General features: G+C 60.0%; 10 protein-coding genes. 6 read left to right on the forward strand and 4 right to left on the reverse strand.

Annotated elements, in window-relative coordinates; translation table 11 throughout:
• Positions 1-142 precede the first annotated feature (142 nt).
• Positions 143-1,531, forward strand: coding sequence for an SLC13 family permease (locus ACVDHI_RS06660; RefSeq protein ID WP_041215077.1), 1,389 nt, complete (start codon positions 143-145; stop codon positions 1,529-1,531).
• A 177-nt stretch (positions 1,532-1,708) separates the two neighbouring features.
• Positions 1,709-2,275, forward strand: coding sequence for a cytochrome b/b6 domain-containing protein (locus ACVDHI_RS06665; protein WP_223931271.1), 567 nt, complete (start codon positions 1,709-1,711; stop codon positions 2,273-2,275).
• Between the two features lie 64 nt (positions 2,276-2,339).
• On the opposite strand, the gene ACVDHI_RS06670 is transcribed toward ACVDHI_RS06665, so the two are convergent.
• Together ACVDHI_RS06670 and ACVDHI_RS06675 are read right to left on the reverse strand one after the other, a co-directional pair.
• A complete protein-coding gene (locus ACVDHI_RS06670; protein ID WP_103260226.1) occupies positions 2,340-4,814 on the reverse strand; it encodes a glycogen/starch/alpha-glucan phosphorylase in 2,475 nt (824 codons plus the stop codon).
• Between the two features lie 393 nt (positions 4,815-5,207).
• Positions 5,208-5,405 (reverse strand): DUF4250 domain-containing protein, encoded by a 198-nt coding sequence (locus ACVDHI_RS06675; protein WP_005323525.1) that lies wholly within the window; start codon positions 5,403-5,405, stop codon positions 5,208-5,210.
• 234 nt (positions 5,406-5,639) lie between these two features.
• Between ACVDHI_RS06675 and ACVDHI_RS06680 the strand changes: the two genes are divergently transcribed.
• Positions 5,640-6,119: a cell division inhibitor gene (locus ACVDHI_RS06680; RefSeq protein WP_182975767.1), complete on the forward strand. Its 480-nt coding sequence runs from the start codon at positions 5,640-5,642 to the stop codon at positions 6,117-6,119.
• Between the two features lie 288 nt (positions 6,120-6,407).
• Here ACVDHI_RS06680 and ACVDHI_RS06685 read toward each other — a convergent pair whose 3' ends face one another.
• Complete coding sequence (locus tag ACVDHI_RS06685; RefSeq protein WP_039040872.1) at positions 6,408-7,931, reverse strand: fumarate hydratase; 1,524 nt, start codon at positions 7,929-7,931, stop codon at positions 6,408-6,410.
• Between the two features lie 210 nt (positions 7,932-8,141).
• On the opposite strand from ACVDHI_RS06685, the gene pabB reads away from it, so the two are divergent.
• The 3 genes from pabB (at position 8,142) to ACVDHI_RS06700 (ending at position 11,636) form a co-directional block, all read left to right on the forward strand.
• On the forward strand, positions 8,142-9,512 hold the full coding sequence (pabB, locus tag ACVDHI_RS06690; RefSeq protein WP_447211881.1) for an aminodeoxychorismate synthase component I: 1,371 nt from the start codon (positions 8,142-8,144) through the stop codon (positions 9,510-9,512).
• A 43-nt stretch (positions 9,513-9,555) separates the two neighbouring features.
• Positions 9,556-10,122, forward strand: coding sequence for a CoA pyrophosphatase (locus tag ACVDHI_RS06695; RefSeq protein ID WP_324022477.1), 567 nt, complete (start codon positions 9,556-9,558; stop codon positions 10,120-10,122).
• Between the two features lie 215 nt (positions 10,123-10,337).
• Complete coding sequence (locus ACVDHI_RS06700; RefSeq protein ID WP_029314600.1) at positions 10,338-11,636, forward strand: serine/threonine transporter; 1,299 nt, start codon at positions 10,338-10,340, stop codon at positions 11,634-11,636.
• Positions 11,637-12,376: 740 nt separating this feature from the next.
• Here ACVDHI_RS06700 and sstT read toward each other — a convergent pair.
• Positions 12,377-13,627 (reverse strand): serine/threonine transporter SstT, encoded by a 1,251-nt coding sequence (gene sstT, locus ACVDHI_RS06705; RefSeq protein ID WP_447211882.1) that lies wholly within the window; start codon positions 13,625-13,627, stop codon positions 12,377-12,379.
• Between the last annotated feature and the right edge of the window lie 61 nt (positions 13,628-13,688).

Consider the following 13,688-nt stretch of genomic DNA (forward strand, 5'->3'; position numbering starts at 1 on the left):
TCATTTCTGTTTGATTGAAGATCCATTTTCACTTGACTCTGTGAGTCGCCACATGATTTGACCATATCCCCCTGTTTCAAACAGGGGGATAAATGTAACCTCGGCATCACAACAACAACCATAAATTAACCGAGAGAACGTTATGCACACATCGGCTGTACCTACGACTCCCCCCTCACGCTGGCTGGACATCAAGTCCGGGATCGTCATCCTGGATCTGCTCCTGCTCTGCGCCATGCTGGCATGGCTCCCGTTTGACCCCATGGTCAACAAGGGGCTGGCCATCCTGATCTTCATCGCCATCCTCTGGCTGACCGAGGCGGTGAACATCACCATCACCGCCATCTCCATCCCGGTGCTCGCCACCCTGCTCGGGGTGTTCGACATGAGCAAGTCGCTGACCGACTTTGCCAACCCCGTCCTGTTCCTCTTTTTTGGCGGCTTTGCCCTCGCGGCAGCCCTCTCCAAGCAGGGACTCGACACCCAGATCGCCGGCAAGGTGATGCAGCTCGCCAAGGGACACCTGGGCTGGGCTTCCATCGTGCTCTTCACCATCACGGCCGCCCTCTCCATGTGGATCAGCAACACCGCCACCGCGGCCATGATGATGCCGCTGGCCCTCGGCATGCTGAAGGGGCTGGACGTTCACAAGGAGCGCCGCACCCTGGTCTTCGTGCTGCTTGGCGTCGCCTATAGCGCCAGCATCGGTGGCATCGGCACCCTGGTGGGCAGCCCCCCCAATGCCATCGCCGCCGCCCAGATGGGCTTGGGCTTCACCGACTGGCTGGAGTTCGGCATCCCCGTGGTGATCATCTTCATGCCGGTGGGCATCGGCCTGCTCTACTGGGTGACCCGTCCCAATCTCTCCCACCAGGTGAGCACCGAGCAGGTCACCATCGAATGGACAGGTCAGCGCAAAGTGACCCTGGCCATCTTCCTGACCACGGTGCTGCTGTGGATTGGATCCCAGCCTCTTGCCAAGGCGCTGGGCGGCATTCCCCAGTTCGATACCCTGATCGCCATGGGCGCTATCCTGGCCATCGCCGTCAGCCGGGTCGCCAGCTGGGATGACATCAACCAGAACACCGACTGGGGCGTGCTGCTGCTGTTCGGGGGTGGTCTCACCTTGAGCGCCATCCTCAAGCAGACCGGGGCCAACGCCTTCCTGGCGGAGCACCTCTCCAGCGGCCTCTCCTCCATGCCCATCTTCGTGATCCTGCTCTGCCTGGCCGCCTTCGTGGTGTTCCTGACCGAGCTGGTCTCCAACACCGCCACCGCCGCGCTGCTGGTGCCGCTGTTCGCCGGGGTGGCCGAGGCTCTGGGAGTCTCCCCCATCGTGGTCTCCGTGCTGATCGCCGTCGGCGCCTCCTGTGCCTTCATGCTGCCGGTGGCCACGCCCCCCAACGCCATCGTCTTCGCCAGCGGCCATATCCAGCAGCGGGAGATGATGCGGGCCGGCCTGGTGCTGAACCTGGTGTTCACCGTCATCCTGACCATGCTGGCCTATTTCATGGGGGATATCCTCCACTGAGGTTCGCCCCCTAATGCCCCTACAAGCCCCGCATCGCCGGGGCTTTTTCTCGCCGCGACATCACCGCGACATTAACTCGCACTTAAGAAATCGCCTCCATGATGCTGACAACGGCCATCACGCAGCCATGGCTGACGATGGCGATGATCATGGACATCACGACAAGGGGATCACCTCATGGGAAAGACGATGCAGAACAACCGTGAAATCAAGGTATGGGATCCGGTGGTCAGGGGATTTCACTGGGCCACTGTGCTGTTGTGCGTGCTGAATCTCTTCATCCTTGAAGAGGGAGCGCGCAACCACCGCTATGCGGGATATGCGCTGGCCGGACTGCTGGTACTGCGCATCGTATGGGGTTTCATCGGCTCCTATCATGCCCGCTTCGCCCAGTGGCTGCCGACACCGACCGGCGTCATCACCTATCTCAAGGAGACGATCAAGGGGCGCCACCCCTACTACGCCGGTCACAATCCTTTGGGGTCCTTGATGATACTGCTGCTGTTGACCTGCCTTGTCGGCACCGCCGCCAGCGGGATCATGACCGAATACGGGCCGCTCTCCGGCACCCATCGCATGGAAGAGATCCACGAGTTCTTTGCCAAGGGGCTGCAGGTGGCCATCTTCGTCCATGTACTGGCCGTCATCGCCCTGGATCGTCTGGTACGGGGCGATCTCGTCAGGGCGATGATCACCGGCAAGAAACGGGTGCCGGCGGACACCCGGGTGGTCGACAGGCCCTGAGCCTCCCTCAACCCGACAGATGAAAAAAAACCCCGCATCGCGGGGTTTTTCACAGGAGCAGACATCAACCGACGTTGCAGCTCGTCAATTTCCAGATCCGGTCTACGTAATCCTGGATGGAGCGGTCGGAGTTGAACTTGCCCATGGTGGCCGAGTTGATGATGGCTTTCTTCGCCCACAGGGCCGGATCCCGGTACCAGGCGTCGATCAGCTTGTGCGCCTCGGAGTAGGACTCGAAATCGGCCAGGGTCAGGTAAGGGTCTCCCCCTTCCAGCAGGGAACGCTTGATGGAGGCGAGCTCCCCCGGGCGACCCGGCGTGAAGTAGTCGGTATCAAACCAGTCCAGCACGGCTTTCAGTTCGGAGTTGGCGTAGTAGAAGTCATACGGGTTGTAGCCGCGCGCCTTCAGTGACTTCACCTCGTCCACATTCAGACCGAAGATGGCGCAGTTCTCGGCACCCGCCTCTTCGGCGATCTCGATGTTGGCTCCATCCAGCGTCCCGATGGTGATGGCACCGTTCAGCGCCATCTTCATGTTGCCGGTACCGGATGCTTCGTAACCTGCGGTGGAGATCTGCTCGGAGACATCCGCCGCCGGGATCAGCTTCTCGGCGAGGCTCACGCGGTAGTTCGGCATGAACACCACTTTCAGCTTGCCCTGGATACGGGCGTCGTTATTGACCCGCTCCGCCAGCTTGTTGATGGCGTAGATGATGTCCTTGGCCAGTTTGTAGCCGGGCGCCGCCTTGGAGCCGAAGATGAACACCCGCGGATGCATGTCATAGTCCGGGTTCGCCAGCAGGCGACGGTAGAGCGCCATGATGTGGATGAGGTTCAGTTGCTGGCGCTTGTACTCGTGCAGACGCTTGATCTGGACATCGAAGATCGCCTCCGCGCTCACGTCGATACCGGTTTCCGCCTTGATGACCTTGACCAGCTTCTCCTTGTTGTGGCGCTTGATGGTCATGAACTGCTGCTGGAACGCCTTGTCGTCGGCAAACTTCACCACGCTGCGCAGCTTGTCCAGTTGCAGCGGCCACTCCTTGCCCACTACCTCGTTGTAGAGTTCGGCCAGTTCCGGGTTGCAGGCCAGCAGCCAGCGACGGGGAGTCACGCCGTTGGTGACGTTGCACATCTTCTCGGGCCACAGCTCGGCATACTCGGGGAAGAGATCTTCCTTCACCAGCTTGGAGTGGATCTCGGCCACACCGTTCACCTTGGAGGAGCCGATGACGCACAGGTTGCCCATGCGCACCTTGCGCACGTCACCCTCTTCGATGATGGAGAGCTTGGCCTTGATGGCATCGTTGCCCGGCCACTTGGGCTCCACCAGCTCGTTCAGGAAGCGGGCGTTGATTTCATAAATGATCTCGAGGTGACGGGGCAGAACCTTCTCGAACAGGCTGACGGACCACTTCTCCAGCGCTTCCGGCAGCAGGGTGTGGTTGGTGTAGGAGAAGACCTGATAGCAGATGCCCCAGGCGGTATCCCAGTTCAGCCCCTCTTCGTCCACCAGCACGCGCATCAGCTCGGGGATGGCCACGGTGGGGTGGGTATCGTTGAGCTGGATGGCGATTTGCGCGGCAAAGTTGCTGAAGTCACTGCCATGCACCCGCTTGTAGCGACGCATGATGTCCTTGATGGAGCAGGCGCAGAAGAAGTACTGCTGGATCAGGCGCAGCTCCTTGCCGGCGTCGGTCTCATCGTTCGGGTAGAGCACCTTGGAGATGGTCTCGGCCTGGGCCTTCTCGGCCTGGGAGTCGATATAACCACCGGCGTTGAACACGTCCCAGTCGAAGAACTCGGAGGCGCGGGATTCCCACAGACGCAGGATGTTGACGGTGTGACCACCGAAGCCGACCACCGGAATGTCCCAGGGCACCCCTTTGATCTTGCGACCGGCGTGCCACACCTTCTTCAGGCCACCCTTGTCACCAAACACGGTCTCCACGTAGCCGTAGAGCGGGATCTCCTGCACCGATTCCGGGCGGCAGATCTCCCAGGGGTTGCCATATTCGCGCCAGGAGTCCGGACGCTCGATCTGACGGCCATCCTGAATTTCCTGACGGAACAGGCCGTGCTCGTAGTGGATGCCATAGCCCACCGCCGGGTAGTTCAGAGTGGCCAGGGAATCGATGAAGCAGGCAGCCAGACGACCCAGGCCGCCGTTGCCAAGGGCCATGTCAGGCTCTTGTTCACACAGATCGGTCAGTTCCAGACCAAGTTCACCCAGCGCCTCTTCACAGACTTTGTAGAGGGAGAGGTTGTGCAGGTTGTTGGAGGTCAAACGCCCCATCAAAAATTCAGCAGAGAGATAGTGAATCGCACGAGTATCTTTCTTGAAGTGAGTCTGCTGAGTACGGGTCAGGCGCTCGTACACCTGTTCATTGACGGCGGCAGCGGTCGCTTTCCACCAGGCATCCGGAGAGGCTTTCTGTTCGCTTGTACCCAAGGTAGAACGCAGGTGACGCACGATACTCGCCTTGAGCTGATCTTTATCCAGTTGGAGATCCTGGTCTGTCTTCTTCTTGGTAGCCATAAACCATTTTCCTTCGTTACAAATAAAAAATGTCATCCCATCGGGGGGACCGGCGCTGTTGTTATCTCAGAATATGCTCCGGCGGGGGCATACTAGCTAAAGCCAAGGGTTTAAAAGTTAACGTGAGTCACACTTTAACGCATAAAAATGACAGTTTCACCATGAAAACCCTTTCCTTGAGCCAGTCTGAATGAAATATAAATTTCGTTTTAAATCATGGTGATACATGAAAACAAAAAAGATAGTTTTATGAATAGGTTTTCAATGATTGCCTGTGACTGAAAATACGTGAAAATAACCGCCGACTAGGGAGAAATTGAAAGCGTTTTCAATTCACACCTCCTCGTCAGGTAATAAAAAGGATGCCCCAATCGGAGCACCCTTTGATTTCAATTAACCATGCGCCTTGAACTGATTGCTCATGGGGTCGTAGTGATACCCGATCTGTTGCAGACGGGTAGCCAGCTGATCTTCTGTCATGTCGTAGTAAGCCAGCAGCTCTTCCAGACCATCACACTCCAACCGCAGCTTCTCGTTGATGATCCCGAGCAGAATGTTCGCATCCAGTCGTTGCAAGGTACTGACGTCCATCTCGCTCCCTCCTCTCCCTATACAGGACTGTATAACCATGAGCGCCGACCCGAAGTTTGTCTACAGGTTAAAAAACACCCTGTATAAGGAAGATATAAATATCCTTTTTAATCATTCAGTTAAAATCATCCCCTGTTAATCGGCTCACATTTTTAGCCACAAATGACTTGTCACTCCTTGCGAACAGAACTACTGTATACGCATACAGCATGGTTATTCATACAGGAACGACATATGAGCCAGCCCCTGAGTCTTTGCCCCCCCTCCTCCTCTGCCGGTCTGATCACCACCTGGCCCACTCGCCATCAGAGCAAGATGGGACAAGAGCAGCGGCGCGGCCCTCTCCATCAGGAAGCGCCGCTGCTGGATGCCCTGGGGCAACTGAGTCAGTCCGACAGTGGCTGGATCCTGCTCGTCGCCCCGCCAGGCCTGCCCGCCGCCGTGCAATTGCAGGCCAGAGGAATCAATCCTGCCAGGGTGCTTGTCGTGCACGCCCCCAAGATCAAGAATTGGCAGCGCCTGCTGGAGCAGAGCCTGATCAATGGTCACTGCGCCGCCGTGCTGACCTGGCTGCCCGAACAGGTCGCCCTGGACCGGAGCACATTGAGCACCCTGGCCCAGCGTGCCGGTGTCCTGACCCGCTTCTTCGAGCCCTCAACCCCTCTGGGTGGGGCACTGAGCTACGGCGGCCAGGATGTCTACCTGAACCACTGATCGCCCCTTCGGCGTGACAGCCAATGCGCCGGCATTGCCCACCGGGTTATCCAGGCTTCCGACCCGGGATGTCATGGCGACAAAGACAAAGCAGCACAGCAGCACAGCAGCACAGCAGCACAGCAGCACAGCAGCACAGCAGCACAGCAGCACAGCAGCACAGCAGCAGTAAATTTGCTCAGGCCCAGACCGTCAAATGGACCCGCAAAAAAGGCGACCCGAGGGTCGCCTTTCAACATGCTGCTGTACGGGGCTAATCGCTCTGCGTTTGCACCGAAGCCCGATTGATCAAGCCAGCTTGGTCTCCAGCTCGGCAATCTTGGCGGACCAGTAGGCCGGGCCGGTCTCGTGGATGTTGTTGCCCTGGGAGTCGACCGCCACGGTGACCGGCATGTCTTCCACCTCGAACTCATAGATGGCCTCCATCCCCAAATCGGCAAAGGCCACCACGCGCGCCTTCTTGATGGCTTTCGCCACCAAATAGGCGGCGCCGCCCACCGCCATCAGGTAGACAGCCTGGTGCTGCTTGATGCTCTCGACCGTCTTGGGGCCGCGCTCGGACTTGCCGATCATGCCGATGAGGCCGGTTTCTCCCAGCATCATGTCGGTGAATTTGTCCATCCGGGTGGACGTGGTGGGGCCAGCCGGGCCGACCACCTCGTCACGTACCGCATCGACCGGGCCCACGTAATAGATGAAGCGGTTGGTGAAATCGACCCCTTCGGGCAGTCCTTCACCCTTTTTCAGCATGTCGGCGATGCGCTTGTGGGCGGCGTCGCGGCCGGTCAGGATCTTGCCGGAGAGCAGCACGGTATCGCCGCTCTTCCAGCTGGCAAGCTCTGCCTTGGTGATACCATCCACGTTGACCCGGCGCACATTGCCACCGGACTCACGGGTGATCTCCGGCCAGTCTTCCAGCCTGGGGGGTGTCAGCTCCGCCGGGCCGGAGCCATCGAGTTCGAAATGCACGTGACGGGTGGCGGCGCAGTTGGGGATCATCACCACGGGCTTGGAGGCGGCGTGGGTCGGTGCGGATTTCACCTTCACATCCAGCACCGTGGTCAGGCCGCCCAGCCCCTGGGCACCGATCCCGAGCTTGTTGACCTTGTCATAGAGCTCGACCCTCAGCTTCTCTTCGGTGGTCTCGGGACCACGGGCAATCAGCTCCTGGATGTCGATGTGCTCCATCAGAGCTTCCTTGGCGAGCACCGCCGCCTTCTCGGCGGTGCCGCCGATGCCGATGCCGAGCATGCCGGGCGGGCACCAGCCAGCCCCCATGGTCGGCACCGTCTTGAGCACCCACTCCACGATGTCGTCGGAGGGGTTGAGCATCACCATCTTCGATTTGTTTTCGGAGCCGCCGCCCTTGGCCGCGATACTCACTTCCACCTTGTCGCCGGGGATCATGTCGATGTGCACGACAGCGGGGGCATTGTCTTTGGTGTTCTTGCGGCTGCCGGCCGGATCCGCCAGCACGGAGGCGCGCAGCGGGTTGTCCGGATTGGTGTAGGCGCGGCGGGTGCCCTCATCCACCATCTCCTGGACCGTCATGTCGCTGTCCCACTGCACCTGCATGCCGATCTTGACGAAGCAGGTGACGATACCGGTGTCCTGACAGAGCGGGCGATGACCTTCGGCAGACATGCGGGAGTTGATCAGGATCTGGGCCAGGGCATCCTTGGCGGCCGGGTTGATCTCGCGGTCATAGGCGGCCTTGGCGGCCTGCACGAAATCGAGGGGGTGGTAGAAGGAGATGTACTGCAGGGCGTCAGCAATGGAATCGATAAAGTCCTGTTTTCTAATGATGCTCATATCATCCTCACTGGTCCTTGTTATCGCTTGCGCGAGCAAGGGCTTCCATATGAGCCGGGCCTTCGGCAGGTGGCAAATGCACCTGGAGCCGGCAGACTGCGGCGTGTTTTTATAACGGTGTTTTTCTTAAAAATGCCGGCGGCCATGATACGCTTGACCACCCGAACCGGCTAGGGAGCCGGGCGCAAACTGTTGCCTATGTAACAAAAAATGAAACCAAGACTGCATATCCACCATTTCGACCCGCAGGTCTCGCTCCACACCTGGTTCGCCTGCCTGCAACACCAACCCTGGGCCATCCTGCTGGAATCCGCCGGCCCCCTGGGGGCTGACAACGGTTTTGACATCATCAGCGCCGATCCGCTTGCCACCCTGGAAACCCGGGGTACCAGCACCTGCCTCACCCAGGATAACCACCAGCACCATCATGACGGCGATCCCCTCGCCCTGATCGCCAAGACCCAGCGAGCCCTGCTCGGGGAGCGCGTTGAGGATGACTCGGGATTGCCGTTCATCGGGGGAGCCCTGGGACTCTTTGGCTACGATCTGGGTCGGCGATTCGAGCGTCTGCCCGCAGTGGCACAACAGGACATTCAGGTGCCCGACATGGCGGTCGGGATCTACGACTGGGCGCTGCTGCGAAATGTCGCGACGGGACACTGGCAACTGGCCCACTGGGGTGATGAAGCCGGCCTCGCCCGCAGGCTCGACTGGCTGATGGCGCAGCGCGAACGAACCCCCCTCCCCCTTCGCCTGACCGGCCCCTGGCAGAGCAACATGACGCGGGCCGAATACGGCGACAAGTTTGCCCGTATCCAGGCCTATCTGGCGGCGGGGGATTGTTACCAGATCAACCTGACCCAGCGCTTCAGCGCCCCTTATCAGGGGGATGAATGGTCCGCCTATCTCGCCCTGAGCGCCGCCAACAAGGCGCCGTTCTCCGCCTTTGTCCGCCTGCCGCACAGCGCCATTCTGAGCCTCTCCCCGGAGCGTTTCCTGCTGCTCGACAAGCGCCATATCGAGACCAAGCCCATCAAGGGCACCCGGCCTCGCCACCCGGATCCCGCCCAGGATGCCAGGGTGGCCGAGTCACTCGCCAACGCCGACAAGGACAGATCGGAGAACCTGATGATCGTCGATCTGCTGCGCAACGACATCGGCCGGGTGAGCCGGCCGGGGTCGGTCACTGTGCCGCATCTCTTTGCCGTGGAATCCTTCCCGGCGGTGCATCATCTGGTCTCCACCATTCACGGAGAACTGGATGCGCGCTGGCAAGAAGTGGATCTGCTGCGGGCCTGCTTCCCCGGCGGCTCCATCACAGGGGCACCCAAGATCCGGGCGATGGAGATCATCGAGGAGCTGGAGCCAGTGCGGCGCAATGCCTACTGCGGCAGCATCGGTTATCTGAGTCAGCACGGAAGGATGGATACCAGCATCTGCATCCGTACCCTGATCGCCGAAGCCGGTCAGCTGCACTGCTGGGCGGGGGGCGGCATCATCGCAGACTCCGATCCCGACGCCGAATATCAGGAGACCTACGACAAGGTGGCCCGCATCCTGCCACTGCTCGATGCCCTTTGATCCCATCCGGCCCTGCGGGGCCGACACAAGGAGACCCATGGAGATGACGAGTGCCGAGCTGCTGACCCGCTTTTTGCTGCAGCGCCCCGCCCCCGCCCATCGCCTGGCACTGGCCGGGCTCAAACCTGCCGCCGTGTTGATCCCCCTGGTGGAGCGCCCCGAGGGCCTGCACCTGCTGCTGACGCGCCGCAGCGCCACCCTGCGCCACCACCCGGGGCAGATCAGCTTTCCCGGCGGGCGCCAGGACCCGGAAGACCGGGACCTCATTCACACCGCGCTCAGGGAAACCGAGGAGGAGCTTGGCATTCCCCCCTCCCAGATCCGGATCATCGGCAGCCTCACCCCTCTCAATACCGTCTCACGCTACGATGTGCTGCCGGTCCTCGCCATGCTCGACCCAGGCTACGGGCTGACCCTGAGCCAGGACGAGGTGGCCCAGGCCTTCGAAGTCCCCCTCGCCCACGTGCTGGATCCGGGGCAGCACATAGCCCTGAGCCTGCCAAGGGCGGACGGACGTCACACCATCTATTGGATCCCTTGGGAGCAATCTTTCATCTGGGGGGCCACTGCCAGCATGATCCGCCAGCTTGCCCAGCACATCTCGACATAACATTTTGACAACATGATGAGGTGAGAAATTATCCAGTTAACATTCAAATAACACTGCATTTGATAAATAAATTTTGATTTTTTATTCTTTTGATCACATTTCTACAAGAAAGTACGGGTTTCAGCCGCACAAAGGTGAATTTGATCAACATTTTTGATTAAAAAGAAAGTATTCTTGCGCCGACTAATTAAAACCACACATTCGGGGTGAGACACATGTCCAATACTGTCACTGGCGCACAGGATGTTGCAGCCGCACAGGAGCAAGGAATCAGCTCGGTCCAATCTCGCGGTTGGAGTAAACAAGACACCACCTGGGTGATCAGCCTGTTCGGTACCGCCGTCGGTGCAGGCATCCTGTTCCTGCCCATCAACGCCGGCATGGGTGGCTTCTGGCCGCTGGTGGTGATGGCGCTGCTGGTCGGCCCCATGACTTACCTGGCCCACCGTGGTCTGGCGCGCTTCGTGCTTTCCTCCAAGCAACCCAATGCCGACATCACCCAGGTGGTGGAAGAGCACTTCGGCGTGGGTGCCGGTAAATTGATCACCCTGCTCTACTTCTTTGCCATCTACCCCATCGTGCTGATCTACGGCGTGGGCATCACCAACACGGTGGAAAGCTTCCTGGTCAACCAGTTGCAGATGACGCCGCCTCCGCGCTGGATCCTCTCCATCGTGCTCATCATGGCCATGATGTCCGTGATGCTGGCTGGCGAGAAGCTGATGCTGAAAGTGACCGAGTTCCTGGTCTATCCGCTCATCGCCATTCTGGCGGGCATCTCCCTGTACCTGATCCCGGACTGGACCGGTGCGGCCCTGAATGAAATGCCGAGCACCAAGGACTTCGCCACCACCCTGTGGCTGACCATCCCGGTGCTGGTCTTCTCCTTCAACCACAGCCCGGCCATCTCCAGCTTCGCTCTGGCCCAGCGCCGTGATCACGGTGAGCATGCCGTCGCCAAGTCCGACGCCATCCTCAAGCGCACCGCCATCATTCTGCTGGGCTTCGTGATGTTCTTCGTCTTCTCCTGCGTGATGAGTCTGACGCCGGCCCAGCTGGCAGAAGCCAAGTCCCAGAACATCGCCGTGCTCTCCTACCTGGCCAACCAGCATGCGAGCCCCATCATCTCCTACTTCGGTCCGCTGGTTGCCTTCGTGGCCATCGTCTCCTCCTTCTTCGGCCACTATCTGGGTGCCCGTGAAGGTCTGAAAGGGATGATCGTCCAGAACATGCGCAGCTCCGGCAAGGCACCGAACCACAAGAAGGTGGAGCTGTTCATCATCGCCTTCTTCATCCTGACCCTGTGGGGCGTTGCCGTGATCAACCCCTCCATCCTCGGGATGATCGAATCCCTGGGTGGCCCCATCATCGCCACCATCCTGTTCCTCATGCCCATGTACGCCATCAAGCGCGTTCCGGCCATGGCGAAATACCAGGGCCAGATCAGCAACGTCTTCGTGGCGACCATGGGCCTTATCGCCATCTCCGCCATCCTCTATCAACTGGTCGGCTAAGCCTTCCTGCGATACCGTCGGGCCAGCATCTGGCCCGGCGCCTCCCACAGCCCGGCAGATCTCCTCTGCCGGGCTGTGTTCGTTATGATCATCAGGTACTGGGCTCAGATGATCAGAGCCCCCTGCCCTCAAATCAGAGACAGCCCTTTCACCCACTCTCTTTCCCCTTGGTGACAGCTTGCCGCTCATATTCCTTTCCCCATGACACACGACCAAGACGTACTGTGTTATCCCGTCATCTGCTGCGCGCCATCGGCCTTGCCAGGCAGAACACCAGAGCCCTTGCCCTTACCAGGAACGCCCGCTCTTCGGGGTTTAGCCCAGAGAGCCGACATCCCCACCCAATGGAGCCTTTCTTCAAGGCATTCAAGGAAAATTCCGGCCACAGGGCGCAAGCAAACCGCCGAGAGGGCCTTGACCGGGATTCTCGTGCAGCGACCGAAGAACAGATGACCCCTTCGGTCACCAGAGGGGATGCCACAAGCCGCCATGCTGACAGCATAAGCAGCCCGATATGCCCGGCCGAATGCAGCGCCGGGCACGTTGGTACAGGGAATGGCGTGTTGGCGGTGGCGAGAACACGAAGGCGGCCAACGGGCCCCTCCCGGGAAATCACACAGGGGGATCCGAGCACTGTCAATGCCATGACACGGCGAGAAGGTGCAGGGCGCCTGACGCCCGCGCAAATAAAAAGCGCCCTCCGAAGAGGGCGCCTGTGCAGAGCGGAAAGTCTTAGGGGATCAGGCTTCGCGGCTGGGCACCGGGGCGGTATCCAGCAGGCTCTCATCCTCGGCCATGCAGGCGGCCGCAGTGAACAGCACGTCGGTGGAGCTGTTGAGGGCCGTCTCGGCGGAATCCTGCAACACCCCGATGATGAAGCCAACGGCCACCACCTGCATGGCGATGTCGTTGCTGATACCGAACAGGCTGCACGCCAGCGGGATCAGCAGCAGGGAGCCGCCCGCCACACCGGAAGCGCCACAGGCACTGATGGTGGCGACGACGGAGAGCAGAATGGCGGTCGCCATGTCCACTTCCATCCCCAGGGTATGCACCGCCGCCATGGTGAGCACGGTAATGGTGATGGCGGCGCCGGCCATGTTGATGGTGGCCCCCAGCGGGATGGAGACCGCATAGGTGTCTTCCGGCAGGCGCAGCCTCTCGGCCAGAGCCATGTTGACCGGAATGTTGGCGGCGGAACTGCGGGTGAAGAAGGCGGTCACACCGCTCTCTTTCAGGCAGGTCAGCACCAGGGGATAGGGGTTGCGCTTGATCTTCCAGAAGACGATGAGCGGATTGACCACGAAGGCGATGAACAGCATGCAACCGATCAGTACCGCCAGCAGCTGGGCATAGCCGAACAGCGCATCGAAGCCGGTTTCAGCCAGGGTGGAGGCAACCAGACCCAGGATGCCGAGCGGAGCGCAACGGATCACGGCCTTGACGATGGCGGAAACCCCGTGAGACACATCGGAAATCAGTGATTTGGTGCTCTCATTGGCGTGACGCATGACGATACCAAGGCCGATGGCCCAGGCCAGGATGCCGATATAGTTGGCTTCCAGCAGTGCTTTCACCGGGTTGGTCACCACGTTGAACAGCAGGGTCTGCAGCACTTCCGTGATGCCACCCGGCGGCGTGATCTCGGTAGCGCCTGCCACCAGATGCAGGTTGGAGGGGAAGAGGAAGCTCGCCACCACTGCCACGGCAGCCGCCAGGAAGGTACCCAGCACATAGAGCAGCAGGATCGGTTTCATGTTGGTCTTCTGGCCGTGCTTGTGGCCGATGATCGCCGACATCACCAGCACGAAGACCAGCAGCGGCGCCACGGCCTTCAGGGCGCCGACGAACAGACTGCCGAGCAGACCCGCCGCCTTGGCCCACTCGGGCATGAACATCGCAAGAAGGATACCGAATACCAGACCGACCAGGATCTGGCTAACCAGACTGGTGCTGTTGACCAGTCGAATGAGGGGGTGTTGTTGTGTCATCAAGTAGTCCCTGTGCACTCATGGTGCGTGAATCATTAGTCCTGTTGGCAACCAGCCCCGC

This window comes from Aeromonas sp. 25-248, from assembly GCF_053005425.1.